At 67.5% G+C, this 14,848-nt stretch carries 13 protein-coding genes; 8 read left to right on the forward strand and 5 right to left on the reverse strand.

The genetic code is table 11. From position 1 onward, the window contains the following. Positions 1-332: 332 nt before the first annotated feature. From snpA to ACIA12_RS36595, 3 genes are all read right to left on the reverse strand, one after another. Positions 333-992 (reverse strand): snapalysin, encoded by a 660-nt coding sequence (snpA, locus tag ACIA12_RS36585; RefSeq protein ID WP_396371931.1) that lies wholly within the window; start codon positions 990-992, stop codon positions 333-335. 153 nt (positions 993-1,145) lie between these two features. Beyond that, positions 1,146-1,622 carry a redox-sensitive transcriptional activator SoxR gene (soxR, locus tag ACIA12_RS36590; protein ID WP_396371932.1) on the reverse strand — a complete coding sequence of 159 codons (477 nt, stop codon included), beginning with the start codon at positions 1,620-1,622 and terminating at the stop codon, positions 1,146-1,148. Between the two features lie 47 nt (positions 1,623-1,669). Continuing rightward, entirely contained in the window at positions 1,670-2,296 is a 627-nt protein-coding gene (locus tag ACIA12_RS36595; RefSeq protein WP_396371933.1) for a TetR/AcrR family transcriptional regulator, read from the reverse strand. An 80-nt stretch (positions 2,297-2,376) separates the two neighbouring features. Between ACIA12_RS36595 and ACIA12_RS36600 the strand changes: the two genes are divergently transcribed. After that, on the forward strand, positions 2,377-2,718 hold the full coding sequence (locus ACIA12_RS36600; protein WP_396371934.1) for a hypothetical protein: 342 nt from the start codon (positions 2,377-2,379) through the stop codon (positions 2,716-2,718). Between the two features lie 251 nt (positions 2,719-2,969). Next, the gene (locus tag ACIA12_RS36605) at positions 2,970-5,051 is read left to right on the forward strand and encodes a DEAD/DEAH box helicase (RefSeq protein WP_396371935.1); all 2,082 of its coding nucleotides are present in this window, start codon (positions 2,970-2,972) and stop codon (positions 5,049-5,051) included. Positions 5,052-5,054: 3 nt separating this feature from the next. On the opposite strand, the gene ACIA12_RS36610 is transcribed toward ACIA12_RS36605, so the two are convergent. Continuing rightward, positions 5,055-6,197, reverse strand: a complete 1,143-nt coding sequence (locus tag ACIA12_RS36610) for an aminotransferase class V-fold PLP-dependent enzyme (RefSeq protein ID WP_396371936.1) — start codon at positions 6,195-6,197, stop codon at positions 5,055-5,057. A 78-nt stretch (positions 6,198-6,275) separates the two neighbouring features. On the opposite strand from ACIA12_RS36610, the gene ACIA12_RS36615 reads away from it, so the two are divergent. The 6 genes from ACIA12_RS36615 to ACIA12_RS36640 all read left to right on the forward strand — a co-directional run bounded on the left by ACIA12_RS36615 (position 6,276) and on the right by ACIA12_RS36640 (position 13,999). Further along, a complete protein-coding gene (locus ACIA12_RS36615; RefSeq protein ID WP_396371937.1) occupies positions 6,276-7,214 on the forward strand; it encodes a neutral zinc metallopeptidase in 939 nt (312 codons plus the stop codon). A gap of 75 nt (positions 7,215-7,289) precedes the next feature. After that, on the forward strand, positions 7,290-10,487 hold the full coding sequence (locus ACIA12_RS36620) for a penicillin acylase family protein (RefSeq protein ID WP_396371938.1): 3,198 nt from the start codon (positions 7,290-7,292) through the stop codon (positions 10,485-10,487). Positions 10,488-10,494: 7 nt separating this feature from the next. Then, entirely contained in the window at positions 10,495-10,899 is a 405-nt protein-coding gene (locus ACIA12_RS36625; RefSeq protein WP_396371939.1) for a YbjQ family protein, read from the forward strand. Next, entirely contained in the window at positions 10,889-12,247 is a 1,359-nt protein-coding gene (locus tag ACIA12_RS36630; protein ID WP_396371940.1) for a GH1 family beta-glucosidase, read from the forward strand. The genes ACIA12_RS36625 and ACIA12_RS36630 overlap by 11 nt, the downstream gene beginning before the upstream one ends. After that, positions 12,244-13,467 carry an MFS transporter gene (locus ACIA12_RS36635; protein ID WP_396371941.1) on the forward strand — a complete coding sequence of 408 codons (1,224 nt, stop codon included), beginning with the start codon at positions 12,244-12,246 and terminating at the stop codon, positions 13,465-13,467. The genes ACIA12_RS36630 and ACIA12_RS36635 overlap by 4 nt, the downstream gene beginning before the upstream one ends. 10 nt (positions 13,468-13,477) lie before the next feature. Next, positions 13,478-13,999 carry a gamma carbonic anhydrase family protein gene (locus tag ACIA12_RS36640; RefSeq protein WP_396371942.1) on the forward strand — a complete coding sequence of 174 codons (522 nt, stop codon included), beginning with the start codon at positions 13,478-13,480 and terminating at the stop codon, positions 13,997-13,999. Here the strand turns inward: ACIA12_RS36640 and ACIA12_RS36645 are convergent. Then, positions 13,996-14,847: a LysR family transcriptional regulator gene (locus ACIA12_RS36645; protein WP_396371943.1), complete on the reverse strand. Its 852-nt coding sequence runs from the start codon at positions 14,845-14,847 to the stop codon at positions 13,996-13,998. The genes ACIA12_RS36640 and ACIA12_RS36645 overlap by 4 nt on opposite strands. Position 14,848 lies beyond the last annotated feature (1 nt).

Here is a 14,848-nt window from a genome sequence, read left to right on the forward strand (position 1 = left end):
CAAGAGCAAAGAACAAGAGCAAAGAACAAGAGCAAAGAACAAGAGCAAAGAACAAGAGCAAAGAACAAGAGCAAAGAACAAGAGCAAAGAACAAGGATAAATAGTGCGCACCTCGGCCTGTGGTCGGGAGAGTGCCGCGCCGCCGGTGAGCAGTGACAAGCAGGAACGGCGTAGAAGAGACGCTGCCGCGCCGAGAGCCTCGGGTGAGCCGCGAGTGCACGAAGCGCAGGGCAAGCGACAACAAGAGCAAGTACAGAAGAGAGAAAGGGATTGACTCCGGCCCGGAGCCGTCCCCTGACGGGCGGTTCCGGGCCGGAGGTCGGAGGGCTACTTCACTTGGAGGTGTGGAAGGCGGCCTGGTTGCCGAGGGTGGTTAGGCCGTTGGACCAGAGGTTGTTGACCTTGGAGCGTTCTGTGGTGTCGGGGTAGGGGTTGGTGCAGGAGGGGCCGGGGCCGCCGCCGGACATTAGTTCGGAGCAGGGGCCGGAGTAGTGGTCGGGGAGGCCTAGGACGTGGCCGGTTTCGTGGGCGGTGATTCGGGTGGGGTCGTACTGCTGGGCCTGGGTGTAGTCGAGGAAGATGTAGCCGCTGCCGTGGCCGTCTGTTGAGGCGTAGGAGCCGCGGGAGTCGTTGCCTTCGGTGTAGTAGAAGTCGTAGTTGCTGCCTTCAACCAAGGTGACGTTGCTGACCGAGGAGTTCCAGATCGACGTGCTGGAAGCGATCTGGGAGGCGAAGGTCGGGGCGTCGACCGCGTAGGTGACGGTGACGGCGGCGAGCTTGTTGCCGGACTTGGCCTGCTTGGCCTTCACGGACTTCATCACCGCGTCGTAGAAGGCCTTGGTGGCGGCCTGGTCCTGCGGTGATCCGGTGTACGTCGAAACGTGGCTTGCCTGGGCCGGCTCTGGGGCTGGTGCAGCTGCGGCGTAGGCAGGGACGGCCAGGGCGGCTGCTGCCAGCCCGGCCAGGGAAGTCAGGATACGGCGATGCGACATGGGAGGGCCTCACTCCGTGATCTGTGGCGGAAAGCGACCGGCGGATTACTGATCGCTACAGATCGGCAGCTTGCCAAGCATCCAGGAATTCCACACCGGATCGGGACAAAGCCTCGGGTTAACCCTCGTTCGCCGGGGTCGGCGGTATGACTGTCATAACTCGCCGGGTATGCCGACGTTCAGAATGCGGGCGCCCGGTCCGCGCTCGGCCAACCGGTCGGCTTTGTTGTAGAGGTTGCAGCGCTGCAGGCTCAGGCAGCCACAGCCGATGCACCCGTCGAGGTCGTCGCGCAGCCGCTCGAGCTCGGCGATCCGATCGTCCAGCCGGCTGCGCCAGGACTTCGACAACCGGCTCCAGTCGGCGCGGGTCGGAGTACGGTCGTCGGGCAACGAATCCAGTGCGGACTTGATCTCGGCCAGTGCGAGGCCGACCCGTTGGGCGGCCTGGACGAAGGCGATCCGGCGCAAGGTACTGCGTAAGTACTGTCGCTGGTTCCCCGCGGTCCGTCGGGAGGTGATCAGTCCCTGGTCCTCGTAGAACCGCAAGGCCGACGCGGCGACACCGGAGCGATGGGCGATCTCGCCGATCGACAGCCAGTGGTCCTTGCTGGGAATGGTCTCCTCCGCCATACCTTCACAGTAGATCGCCCACACAAGAGCTGAAGGACGCTTGAGCCTCAGTCCTGCAACAGTGTCAGCCGATCGACGATCGTCTCCAACATCCCCGCCGGCCAGGGGAACAACGACGCCGCCGTCCGCAGCTGGGCGAAACCGTGCAGCCCGACCCAGAGAGCCGCCGCATCCGCCGTCGCGTCCTTACTGGCAGACCGACCGGCAGCGGCGCAGTCGGCAACAGCCTCGACCAGTACGCCGAACGCCCCCATCCCCAGCACGTCGACCTCCGCCGCCAGCTCCGGCACCCGCTCGACCGACTTGGGCGCATCCCAAGCAGCCCCGAACAAGATCCGGTACCGCCCGGGCAACCGCACAGCGAAGTCCAGGTACGCCGCACAGACCGCCCGTAGCCGCTCGACCGGATCCTCAAGGCCCAACGACGCGTCACGCAGCAAGCGTTCCAACTCGGCGAATCCGTCCTGAGCGACCGCCAGCAGAATCGACTCCCGATCCGCGAAGTGCGAGTAGATCGACGGCGCCGTGATGCCCGCCTCCCGGGCCACCGCCCGCAACGTCACGCTCTGCTCCGTACCTGCGTCCAGCAACCGCGTCGCCGCCCGCACGATCTCCTCCCGCAACTGAGCGCCCTCGCCGCGCTTGTTCCGCTCCCGCCCCTTCGAAGAAGTCATGCCGATCACTTTACACCCGTTTACTCAACCCGTAAGGTTACGAATGTAAAGTTACGGAAGTTAACCCAAGGAGCAAAGCCATGACCGCCGCCCGCAAGACGAAGTCCGTCCTCATCTCCGCCTGCGCCGTCCCCGTCCTGGTCATCGGGCAGTTCGCGATGCTCGCCATCGTCCCCGTCGCGATCGTCCTCAGCGGCGCACTGCGGAATACCGCCCTCCGATCGGTTCGGCCGTGGGCTGCTCTTCTCGCTGCCGTCTATGCGATTCCGCTTGCCCTGTGGGCGATCGGCCCGGATCGCGCGCCGAGTCTGTCGAAGGACATGCACCCGGCTTTCGTCCCCGTGATCTCCGTCGCGGCGGTCGCGGTGGTAGTTGCCTTGGTCTCACTGAGGCGGCGGTCACCGGCCGTGGTCAAGGGCTGAGCTGGTTTCGGGTATGCTTGGAGGCGTCGGTGCGCGAGTCGCGTCACCAGAGCATTTCCCAGGCGCTCCGACCCGTCGGTTTCAGCATCCCGCTGATGGACCCCCGACGACATGGGTGCAATTCGCGATAGCACCCGCAGGTCGATGCCTATCTCCTGCCCAGCACGGTTCAGTCCGGCCAAAAGATTTTGGCCGGCGCTCGCGTGCGGGTCCGATCCGGCATCAGTCCGTGACGTTGAGAGAGAGATTGCGTGTCCCAGCACGACCAGGACCAGTTCGTACCCGCCGATGGCGCCAAGAAGCCGCGGCACAAGAAGTTCCAGACCCAGTCGTACGGCGAGCGGATGGCCGCTGAGCTGGACGCACCGACCACCCCCGGTACCGAGCGCAGCTCAGCCCGGGTCGAGAAGGTTGCCCCCGCTCCCGAGCGTCGCGGCGGCCCCTCCCAGTACTCCGACCGCGGCAGCCGCGGCGAGCGTCGCGACGCGCCGGTGAAGGGCTACCGCGCCGCCGAGCGCACCCCGAACCGGAGCACCGACAGCCGCTCTTCCTACCCGAAGAGCACCCAGCCGGCGTCGTCGTACCCGAAGAGCAGCTACCAGGGCTCCTCGGAGAAGCCGGCCTTCCGCAGCAACGACCGCGACAGCCGTGGTTTCGACCGCGACCGTCCGGCCCGCACCGACGACCGTCCGGCCCGCACGTTCAACCGCGACGACCGCCCCGCGCGGAGCAACGACGACCGGCCGGCGCGCACGTTCAACCGCGACGACCGTCCGGCCCGCAGCTTCGACCGTGACGACCGTCCGGCGCGCAGCAACGACGACCGCCCCGCGCGGACGTACAACACCGACGAGCGTCCGGCCCGCAGCTTCGACCGTGGCGAGCGGGACAACCGTGGTTTCGACCGCGAGCGTCCGGCCCGCAGCTACGACCGCGGCGACCGGGCGTACGACCGTCCCGAGCGCAAGTTCGACCCGATGGAGGACCTCGGCGAGGTTGCCGAGGGCAATGGCTTCGCGGCCCTCGGGCTCGCGCCGCGGCTGGTGCAGCGGATGGCGAAGGACGGCATCACCCAGCCGTTCCCGATCCAGGAAGCGACCATCCCGGACGCGATGGCCGGCAAGGACGTGCTCGGTCGCGGTCAGACCGGCTCCGGCAAGACCCTCGGGTTCGGCCTGCCGACGCTGATGCGGCTGGCCGGTGGCCACACCGAGTCGCGCCGTCCGCGCGGCATGGTGCTGGTGCCGACCCGCGAGCTCGCCATGCAGGTACACGACGCGCTCGAGCCGCTCGCCCACGTGATGGGCGTGACGATCAAGCTGATCGCGGGCGGTCTGCCCTACCCGAAGCAGATCGAGTCGCTGCGTCGCGGCGTCGACCTGCTGATCGCCACCCCCGGCCGGCTGATCGACCTGTGTGAGCAGGGCGCTGCCGACCTCGGTGCGGTGGAGGTCGCGGTCCTCGACGAGGCCGACCACATGTGCGACATGGGCTTCATGCCCGCTGTCACGACGCTGCTGGACATGACGCCGAAGGAAGGACAGCGGCTGCTGTTCTCGGCGACGCTGGACAACGACGTCGACAAGATCGTGAAGACCTACCTGAAGGACCCGGTCACGCACTCGACCGAGTCCGGCCAGGCCACCGTCTCCACGATGGAGCACCACCTGCTCGTCATCGAGCCGGGCCACAAGCAGTCGCTGACGGCCGAGCTGGCCAGTCGCGACGGCCGTACCATCGTCTTCGTCCGGACCAAGCTGGGCGCCGACCGCGTCGCCACCCAGCTGCGCGACCGTGGCGTGATGGCCGCGGCGCTGCACGGCGGCCTGACCCAGGGCGCGCGCAACCGCACCCTGGACCAGTTCAAGGACGGTTCGGTACCGGTGCTGGTGGCAACGGATGTCGCCGCTCGCGGTATCCACGTCGACGACGTCGGCCTGGTCGTCCAGGCTGACCCGCCGGCCGAGCACAAGGACTACCTGCACCGCGCGGGCCGTACGGCGCGCGCCGGTGGCAAGGGCGCCGTCGTCACACTGCTCCTGCCGCACCAGCGTCGGGGCATGATGCGGATGGCCGAGTCGGCCGGTGTCCAGGCCGAGCCGGTCCGCGCCCGTCCGGGTGATGGCCTGATGACCGAGCTGACCGGTGGCACCAAGCCGTCGGGCTACCCGGTCAAGCTTCCCGCTCCGAAGCCGACCCGCGGAAGCGGTGGCTTCAACAAGGGTGGCAAGCGCTTCGGTGGTGGCGGTGGCGGTTACCAGGGTCGCGGCGGTAGCGGTGGCGGAAGCCGTCGTCCCGAGCGCTCCGGCAGCGGTCGCTCCTTCCAGCGCTGACGTTCAGACAACAGACCCCGGTGGCCGAAAGGTCGCCGGGGTTTCTGTTGCCTGCAGCTCCATCGCCAGCCGGGTCAGGATGATCTCGAGCTCATCGGAGTCGAGCGGAACCAGTTCCAGGATGAGCCGGCCTTCCGGACTCTGCGCCCTGCTGACGTAGATCGCCGGCCTTCCGTGCTCCAGTTCGTCGGCCAAGGTTGTGGCATCGATTCCCCCGGAGACGGTCAGAAGCACGCGTGACAAGGGCAGACCGGTGGGATCAGCCAGTACTTCGGCAGCCAACCCGGGCAGCTCGTTGGCCGCACTGACAAACGCGAGCACCTTGGCCGCCTGATCGGCCTCCCACTTGGCCCGATCCATCGCCTGCCACTCCTCCAGCGCGGCAAGCACCCCGACGGTCGCTTCCTTCGTCGGCTTCATCCCGCGCCCGATCCCTCTCTCCTGTGCGCGAACCGCCCGTACCAGCCGATGCGTCCCCACCACCAGGCCGGCGGTCGGCGCGGCCAGATACTTCTGCGCGCTGACCAGCACCGCGTCCGCTCCCGTCGCGAGCAGATCCGCGGTCCGGGGGAACTGCGCTGCCCCGTCGATGATCGCGGGCACGCCGCGACGATGCGCGGCTCGCACCGCGGCGGTCAGATCGATCGGCTCACCGGTGACGAGACGGGACGACACCAGCAGCAGGCAGGCGATGTCCTCTCCGGCGAGTTCCTCGTCCAGATCGTCAATGCTGCAACGGTTTTCGTCCCCTGCGACCGTGACGCTGGCCCCCGCCAAGCGCACAGCCTGGGTGATCGATTGGCCGTAGCTGACCACGTGCCCGGCCGGTAGTACGACGCGGTTGTGCATGTCGCTGGTATCGGGCAGTGTGGCGATCCGCTCGGGATCCGTCCCGGCCATCGCGGCCGCGACGCAGAGCGTGATCGCGGCCGACGTGCAGTGCGTGACGGCTCCGGCCTGGGCGCCGGTCGCGTGGGCGAGGGCTTCGCTGGCCCGGTCGGCGAGCTCGTCCATCACGAAGAACTCGGGGAGCGCCTCCGCGACGGCAGCGGCCACGCCGGCCGAGCTGCGGGAGACCCCGAGCGGAGTGAAAGTTCCCTTGGCGTTGATGACCTCGGTCAACCGATGCCGCTCATGTGTGCCCATGGTGCGAATCACCATAGTGGCTGACAGCATCGATCTGCCATGGGTTCGTCACTGAAAGTTGCGGGTTATGGTGTAGCGATGGGGGACAACCGGTGGGGGAACTCGGTACTGGTCTGTGCCGCACTGGGGCTCGTCGCGGCGGCCGGGGTGACGGCGGTGCGGATGTCCGGCGACGGCGACGACCGGCCGGACCGGGTGCTGGCCACGATCGGTACGCCGCTGGCGCCGGCCGCGCCGTCCGGCGTACCGGAGACTGCTGAGCCGACCGAGCCGGAGCCAACGGGGCCGACCGCCTCGCCGCCGCCGAACCAGGACAACCTCATCGTCCTGCAGAACAGGCTGTACAAGATCGGCCGGATCCCGCCTTCCAGATGCAAGGAGCCGACAGCCAGGGCGACCTCGCTGGCCAAGGTCAAGCAGTACTACACGCAGTTCCTCGGCTGCCTCAACAAGGCCTGGGCGCCGGCGGTCCGCGAAGCGGGCTACCGGTTCTGGGCGCCAAAGCTGGTTGTCTACTCGGGCCGCTCGACCAACACCTTCTGCGATCTGACCAGCACTGCTGTCTACTGCGACGGCATGATCTACATGAGCGCCGACTACGACCTGAAGAACCAGACCACGTACGACCCGCTGTGGACCCGGACGACGATGGCGTTCCTGATCGCCCATGAGTACGGACACCACGTGCAGGCGATGACCGGCATCCTGCAGGCGTCGCACAACCGCGAGATGATCCTCAGCAGCACTTCCATGCAGCTGCTCGAGAGTCGTCGGCGCGAGCTGCAGGCGTCCTGCCTGAGCGGCGTGTACCTGGGCGCCGACAAGCAGTTCTTCCCCGCGCGTGGTTCCTGGCTGATCAAGTGGAAGTGGACCGTCCGCAACCGCGGCGACGAGTGGAACCCGAAGCGCACGCACGGCAACAAGATCAACCACAGCCGCTGGTCCCGGGCCGGTTTCGACGCCGCCGACCCGGCCGCCTGCAACACCTTCACCGCCAAGCAGGCAGCCGTCTCCTAAACCCATCAGGCGCCCTTGACTTGATGTTACTGGTGAGTCATTCTCAGTTTTTGACGACCACCCCAGGGAGGACCAGTGACGCGCCCCCGCCCCACTCCGCTCACCCGTGTTGTTCGCAGGACGACCGCCGCGCTCGCCGTCAGCGCAGTACTCGCCGCAGGCCTGTCCAGTACCAGTCAGGCGAAACCAGCCGCCGCGGCCGTCGCCGCGCCCGTCGACTACTGCGCCGGCCAGTGCGCCGACATCGTGCCGCCGGGCCAGAACGGTAACGCGACCTTCACGGATCTCCTGCTGTTCAAGGGTTTCGGGACCAGGCCGCCACATTTCAGCGACACCGTCAAACCCTACGAGCGGCTGGTCTGGAACTCCCAGGGCATCACCGACGACGGCCTCGACCCGTACTACGACGACTCCTCCTTCGGCGTGGCGCCTGGTGACGTCGCGTCCACCTTCAAACCGCGGGCCGACGTCACGATCGTGCGCGACAAGTCCCGCGGCATCCCGCACATCACCGGTACCACCCGCGAGGGCACGATGTTCGGCGCCGGGTACGCCGGTGCGCAGGACCGGCTCTTCGTGATGGACGTCTTCCGTCATCTCGGTCGCGGCCAGCTGACCCCGTTCGCGGGCGGCGCGGCGGCGAACCGGGCGTTCGAGCAGGAGTTCTGGCGGACCGCGCCGTACAACGAGGCCGATCTGCAGAAGCAGTTCGACGACGCCGACGATCTGTACGGTGCCGATGGACTCAAGATGCAGAAGGACATCCAGGCCTGGGTGGACGGCGTCAACTACTACATCAACACGGTCGGGATCGCCTATCCGGGCGAGTACGTCGCGCTCGGACTGCCGACGCCGCAGCCGTGGAAGGTGACCGACGTGGTCGCCACGGCCGCCGTCGTGGCCGGCATCTTCGGCACCGGTGGTGGCGGTGAGATGGCGTCGGCGCTGGCGTTGCTGGAGGCGCAAGCGAAGTACGGCGTTGTCCAGGGCACCAAAGTCTGGGAGTCCTTCCGGTCGCAGAACGACCCCGAGGCGAACACGACCGTGCACAACGGAACCACCTTCCCCTATGGGGTTGTGGGCGCGAACCCGGCCGGGCGCGCGATGCCGGATCGCGGGTCGGTGACGCCGGAGCCGGAGGTCGTGGATCAGACCGGGTCGGCGTCCAAAGCGCTCGCAAAACCCAGGAGCAGCACGGGCATCAAGCCGCCTAACAAGGCGCAGGGCAAGCAAGCGTTGAAGGGCATCTTCGATGGTGGGGTGTTCCCGGACGGCTTCGGTCCGAAGGGCATGTCGAACGCGCTGATGGTCTCCGGCCAGCACACCCAGAGCGGCAACCCGGTCGCCGTCTACGGACCGCAGACCTCGTACTTCGCCCCGCAACTCCTGATGCGCCAGGAGCTCCAGGGCCCCGGCATCAGCTCGCGTGGCGTCGCGTTCGCCGGCATCAACTTCTACACGCTGATCGGCCGCGGCGCCGACTACTCGTGGAGTGCAACGTCCGCCGGCCAGGACATCACCGACACGTACGCCGTACCGCTCTGTGAACCCGATGGGAGTACACCGAGCAAGACCTCGACCCACTACCTGTTCCGCAACCAGTGCACGCCGATCGAGAAGCTCGAACGGCACAACGCGTGGTACTCGAGTCTGGGCTCGTCGGAGCCGGCCGGGTCGTACACGCTGGTGGCGCAGCGGACGAAGTACGGGATCGTGACGCATCGGGGGACCGTGGCGGGCAAGCCCGTCCTGTTCACCAGCAACCGGTCGACGTACGGGAACGAGGCGGGGTCGGCGCTCGGGTTCATGTTGCTCAACGACCCGGACCAGATCCACTCGTCCTCGGACTTCAAGAAGGCGGCCGCGAACATCGGCTACACCTTCAACTGGTTCTACACGGACAAGACCGACATCGCGTACTTCAACTCCGGCGACAACCCGGTCCGCGCGGCCGGTGCCGACCCGAACCTGCCGACCTGGAGTTCGTACGAGTGGCAGGGCTGGAACCCGGACACCAACCGGGCGACGTACACACCGGCCGCGGAGCATCCGCAGGTCGTCAACCAGGACTACCTGACGAGCTGGAACAACAAGCAGGCGCCCGGATTCTCGGCCTCCGACGGGAACTTCGGCTACAACTCCGTGTACCGGAGCCAGCCGCTCGATGATCGGATCAAGGCCGTGATCGGGGCCGGGCAGAAGTTCACCCGGGGCAAGCTGGTCGAGGCGATGGAGGACGCCGCAACGGTCGACCTGCGGGGCGATCAGGTCCTGCCGTATCTGCTCAGGGTGCTGAAGAGCGCTCCGATCACGGATCCGGCGGTGGCCGACGCGGTGGCGAAGCTGGAGGCGTGGAAGGCGGCCGGGGCGCATCGCAAGACACCGAACGAGGCGTCCAAGGTCTATGACCACGCCGACGCGATCCGGATCCTCGACGCCTGGTGGCCGATCCTGGTGCCGGCGGAGTTCCAGGGGCTCGGGCCTGACCTCTACAACGCGCTGGTGCACACGCAGAAGATCGACGAGCGGCCGAGTGCGCAGGGCTCCGCCTTCCAGACCGGATGGTGGGGCTTCGTTCAGCGGGATCTGCGCAAGGTGCTCGGTGATCAGGTGAAGACGGCGCAGCCGGTGACCTTCTGTGGTGGCGGTTCGCTGGCGGCCTGCCGGTCGGTGCTGTCGGATTCCTTGCTAGCAGCAACGAAGGTACCGGCGGCGACGACGTACCCGGCGAGTGGCGATTGTGCGGCAGGGGATCAGTTCTGCGCGGATCAGATCGTGCACCAGCCGATGGGTGGCATCACGCAGGATCGGATGGCGTGGGTCAACCGGCCGACGTACCAGCAGGTGATCGAGTTCCCTGCGCGGCGTGGGGACGACGTCAGCAACCAAGCGGTGGGGAAGACGGCGACTGCCAGCAGCTACGAACGTGGGCTCTTCAACTCGCCGCCGGCCAATGCTGTGGATGGCAATGCCTCCACGAGATGGGCCAGTGACTGGTCGGATCCGCAGTGGTTGAAGGTCGATCTCGGGGCTGATCAGCAGGTCGGTCGGGTGGTGCTGCAGTGGGAGGCCGCGTATGGGGCGGCGTACAAGGTCGAGGTGTCGCGGGACAACGTGAACTGGCAGCAGGTCTATGCGACTGCGTCGGGCAACGGTGGCGAGGACGTCGCGAGGTTCAGCCCGGTGACGACACGGTATGTGCGGATGACCGGGACACGCCGGGCGACGTCGTACGGGTACTCGCTGTATGAGCTGCAAGTCTTCAGGCAATGATGACCGCATGACTCAATACATTCCCCCGCCGCACGTGGCTCCGCCGGGTTCGCCGTACCCCGTGCTCGTCTCGACCATGAACGATCTGCCCGGATTCCGGGCGGACATGGTCTTCGGCGAGGTGTTCGGACTGACCGTGCGGAGCCGCGACTTCGGGTCGAACTTCACCGCCAGCTTCCGTTCGCTGGGTGGCGGTGAAGTACCGGAGTACACCCAGATGCTGGCCGAGTCGCGGCACGTCGCGGTGATGCGGATGTGCCAGATGGCGCACCAGATGGGCGCCAACGCGATCCTGGCGATGCGGTTCGACTGCAACGAGATCGCTCAGACCATGAGCGAGGTGGCGGCCTATGGGACGGCCGTCATCGTCCGGCCGGTGGACCAGACAAGGGATGATGCCAATGCCAGCTGACTTCGGCCCCGACTTCCTCTGGGGCGTCTCGACTTCGGCGTACCAGATCGAAGGAGCCGTGACCGAGGGCGGTCGCGGGGCCTCGACCTGGGACACCTTCTGCGCGGAGCCGGGGCGGATCAAGGACGGTGACACCGGGGAGGTCGCCTGCGACCACTACCACCGGTACGCCGAGGACGTCGGGCTGATGAAGGAGCTCGGGATCGATGTCTACCGGTTCTCGTTCTCCTGGCCGCGGGTGCAGCCGACCGGCAAGGGACTGGCCAACGGGGCCGGGCTGGACTTCTACGACCGGCTGATCGACTCACTCCTTGCCGCTGGCATCAAACCCGCTCCGACCTTGTTCCACTGGGATACGCCGCAGGAGCTGGAGGATGCGGGTGGGTGGCTGAACCGGGACATCGCCCATCGGTTCGCCGACTACGCGACGATCGTGGCGGAGCGGTTCTCCGATCGGGTGCCGATCTGGATGACGATCAACGAGCCGATGGTGCTGACGCTGATCGGGTACGCGGTGGGCGGGCATGCGCCTGGTAAGCAACTCGGGTTCGAGGCGTTGCCGGTGGCGCATCATCAACTGCTGGCGCATGGGCGCGCAGTACAGGCGCTGCGGGCCGGTGGCGCGTCGAACATCGGGATCGCGTCGAACCATGCGCCGACCTGGCCGGCCAGCTCGAGTGCCGAGGATGTCGAGGCGGCCGGGCTGTACGACAACCTGATCAACTGGATGTTCGTCGACCCGATCCTGCTGGGGGAGTACCCGAACGGGATCGGCGACGGGATGCCGGGGCCGGTGGCCGAGGATCTGAAGATCATCTCGACGCCGATCGACTGGTTCGGGCTCAACCACTACGCGCCGACGCGGGTCGGCGCGCCGAGCGGCGAGGCTGATCTGGCGGCTACCGACGGCATCCCGATGCCCGAGGGTCTGCCGTTCGAGCCACGCACGATCGACGGCGTCGAGAAGACGGACTTCGGCTGGCCGATCGTGCCGGAGGCGTTCGGCGAGATCCTCCGCACGCTGAAGGCCCGGTACGGCGATCGGCTGCCACCCATCTACATCACGGAGAACGGCTGCGCGATCAACGACGGGCCGGTCGACGGAATGGTGGACGACCAGCGCCGGATCGCCTACCTGGACAGCTATCTGCACTCCCTGAAGTCGGCGATGGACGACGGCGTGGACGTCCGGGGGTACTTCCAATGGTCCCTGCTGGACAACTTCGAATGGTCGGTCGGCTACTCCCAGCGCTTCGGCCTCGTGCACGTCGACTACAAAACCCTCGAACGCACCCCCAAGGCCTCGTACCACTGGTACCGCGACCTGATCGCCAAGAACCGCGCATGACGCTGGCGCTCGGCGAACCAACCGTTCTCGTTCGGGGACGCTGGACTGCAGCGGTGGTTCTCGTCAACGTCGGTGTGTTCGCGGCGTTCCTCGGGCCCATCCAGGTGCTGCTGGCCAAGCAGTCGGATGTGATTGCTCCTGGCAACAAGGAGTTCGTGTTCGGGCTGGTGACCGGGATCGGGGCGGCGGTCTCCGTGGTGGCCAACCCGATCGCCGGCGCGGTCTCGGATCGGACGGGATCGAGGTTTGGGCGGCGGGTGCCATGGGTGCTCGGTGGCGCCCTGGGTGGCGCGGCCGGGTTGCTGGTGCTTGCTGGGGCGTCGGCCGTCGCTGTGATGGTGGTCGGTTGGTGCCTGGTGCAACTGTTCTGCAACGCGTTGCTGGCGGCCATCACCGCCGCGGTACCGGACCGGGTGCCGAAGGTTCAGCGTGGAGTCGTCGGCGGCTGGGTCGCGCTGGCGCAGACGCTTGGCGCACTGGTCGGGGTGGGGCTTGCCACCGTCGTCGGCGGGGTCGGCGTCGGCTACGTCGCTTGCGCTGCGTTCCTGCTGCTGTCGGTCATCCCGTACGTGGTGGCGAGCGGTGACGAGCGGTTGCCGTCGAAGGAGCCGCTCGTCTGGCGGGAGTTCTGGAAGAGCTTCTGGGTCAGCCCACGGAAGTACCCGGACTTCGGCTGGGCCTGGCTGACCCGCTTCTTGCTCAACGTGGGCAACGCGCTCGGCACGCTCTACCTGTTCTTCTATCTCCAGGATGCTGTTGAGTACGGCGACCCGGACACCGGCGTACTCGTGCTCACCGCCATCTACAGCGTGTGCACGATCGTCACCGCCGTCTGGTCGGGCAGTTGGTCGGACAAGACGGGCAAGCGCAAGATCTTCGTCACCTGGGCCGGAGTCGTGATGGCCGCCGGCGCGCTGGTACTCGCGATCTGGCCGACCTGGATCGCCGCCATCGTCGGTGCGGTGGTGCTCGGGATCGGCTTCGGGGTCTACCTGTCCGTCGACTTCGCGCTGCTGACCGAGGTCCTGCCGAGCGCCCGCGATCGCGCGAAGGACCTCGGTGTCATCAACATCGCCAATTCGCTGCCCCAGGTGATCGCGCCCGCCATCGCGGCGCCCGTCGTCAAGGTGCTCGGTGGCTACCCGGTCCTCTACAGCCTGGCCGCGGGCGTCACGCTCGCGGGCGCGGTACTGGTGAAGAAGGTTCGCGCGGTCGCCTAGGCTGCTGATCATGCCGCTGTATTCCTTTGAGGGCGTCAGCCCGACCGTGCACCCGGAAGCCTGGATCGCGCCGACCGCCACCCTGGTCGGCAACGTGATCGTCGAGAAGGACGCGTCGATCTGGTACGGCGTGGTGATCCGCGCCGACCTCGGCCAGATCATCATCCGCGAGGGCGCCAACATCCAGGACAACTCGGTGCTGCACAACAACGCCGGGATCTGCGAGATCGGCAAGAACGTGACGATCGGCCACCAGTGCCTGGTCCACGACTGCACGATCGGCGAACAGGCCCTGATCGGCAACGGAGCGATCGTTCTGGACGGCGCCGTCGTCGGCGCCCGGACACTGATCGCCGCCGGCGCGACCGTCACTCCGGGCATGGTCATCCCCGGCGAGTCCGTCGCGCTCGGCAGCCCGGCGAAGAAGATCATTCCGCTCAAGGGCAACGCCAGGGTCTTCGTCGACCACAACGCGGCCATCTACCACGACCTCGCCAAGCGGCACGCGGCGTCGGTCGAGCAGGTCGGCTAAGCCTGGTAAAGGTTCGCGATCAGCGCGACCGCGTCCTGGGTCGCCGGGTGCGGGTCGTGCCGCGGCCAGATCACCCGTACCGCGACGGGCGGCGCGTCCTTCAGCGGCCGGAAGACGACTCCTGCCCGGCCGTACTGCGTGGCGGTGCTTTCCGGGGTGATGCCGACGACGCCGCCGGCCGCGATCCGCGCAAGCCAGTCGTCCACGTCGGCGGTGTCCTCGAGCTCCGGCCGGTCGCCGAGCGGCCAGAGGTCGGCTGTCGTAGTACCGGTTCTGCGGTCGGACATCACCGTGCGGGTGCGGACCTCGTCGAGCTTGATCGAGCGGCGGCGAGCCCACGGATCGTCGGCGGCCATCACGATGAACCGGCGCTCGAGGCCGACCTCGGTGACGGCGAAATGCTTCTCGTCGGGCGGGGTCCGGACGACGGCGAGGTCGCAGACGCCCTCCGCCAAACCGCCGCTCGGGGTGTTGGTGCGGACCAGCAGGAGGTCGACGTCGGGGTGGAGCTCGGCCCAGCGGCGCTGGAAGGTCGCGGTATGCCGGCCGAGCGCCGACCACGCATGGCCGACCCGGAGGCGGGCGTGTCCGGAGGTGGCCTCGCGGACCAGCTCGTCCATCTCCGCCAGCAGCCGGCGGGCCCTCGGTACGAGCTGAGCACCGGTCGGGGTGAGCGCGATCGTGCGACTGGTCCGGTGGAGCAACCGGACCTTCAGGCTCTGTTCGAGCGCCGCCAGGGTCCTTGAGACCGCCGCCTGCGAGACGCCGAGATCGAGTGCCGCGTCGGTGAAGCTGCCGGCGTCGACGATCGCGACCAGCACCCGCAACTGCCGAAGCTCCACGTCCATA

It is taken from the genome of Kribbella sp. NPDC051620, from assembly GCF_044453825.1.
Lineage (GTDB): Bacteria > Actinomycetota > Actinomycetes > Propionibacteriales > Kribbellaceae > Kribbella.

Excerpts from the sequence above, each read along its gene's own strand:
- ACIA12_RS36630 (WP_396371940.1), top strand. The coding sequence starts at position 10,889 with ATGCCAGCTGACTTCGGCCCCGACTTCCTCTGGGGCGTCTCGACTTCG.
- soxR (WP_396371932.1), bottom strand. The coding sequence starts at position 1,622 with ATGGCGGAGGAGACCATTCCCAGCAAGGACCACTGGCTGTCGATCGGC.
- ACIA12_RS36640 (WP_396371942.1), top strand. The coding sequence starts at position 13,478 with ATGCCGCTGTATTCCTTTGAGGGCGTCAGCCCGACCGTGCACCCGGAA.
- ACIA12_RS36595 (WP_396371933.1), bottom strand. The coding sequence starts at position 2,296 with ATGACTTCTTCGAAGGGGCGGGAGCGGAACAAGCGCGGCGAGGGCGCT.
- ACIA12_RS36610 (WP_396371936.1), bottom strand. The coding sequence starts at position 6,197 with ATGGGCACACATGAGCGGCATCGGTTGACCGAGGTCATCAACGCCAAG.
- ACIA12_RS36645 (WP_396371943.1), bottom strand. The coding sequence starts at position 14,847 with ATGGACGTGGAGCTTCGGCAGTTGCGGGTGCTGGTCGCGATCGTCGAC.
- ACIA12_RS36635 (WP_396371941.1), top strand. The coding sequence starts at position 12,244 with ATGACGCTGGCGCTCGGCGAACCAACCGTTCTCGTTCGGGGACGCTGG.
- ACIA12_RS36625 (WP_396371939.1), top strand. The coding sequence starts at position 10,495 with ATGACTCAATACATTCCCCCGCCGCACGTGGCTCCGCCGGGTTCGCCG.
- snpA (WP_396371931.1), bottom strand. The coding sequence starts at position 992 with ATGTCGCATCGCCGTATCCTGACTTCCCTGGCCGGGCTGGCAGCAGCC.
- ACIA12_RS36615 (WP_396371937.1), top strand. The coding sequence starts at position 6,276 with ATGGGGGACAACCGGTGGGGGAACTCGGTACTGGTCTGTGCCGCACTG.
- ACIA12_RS36600 (WP_396371934.1), top strand. The coding sequence starts at position 2,377 with ATGACCGCCGCCCGCAAGACGAAGTCCGTCCTCATCTCCGCCTGCGCC.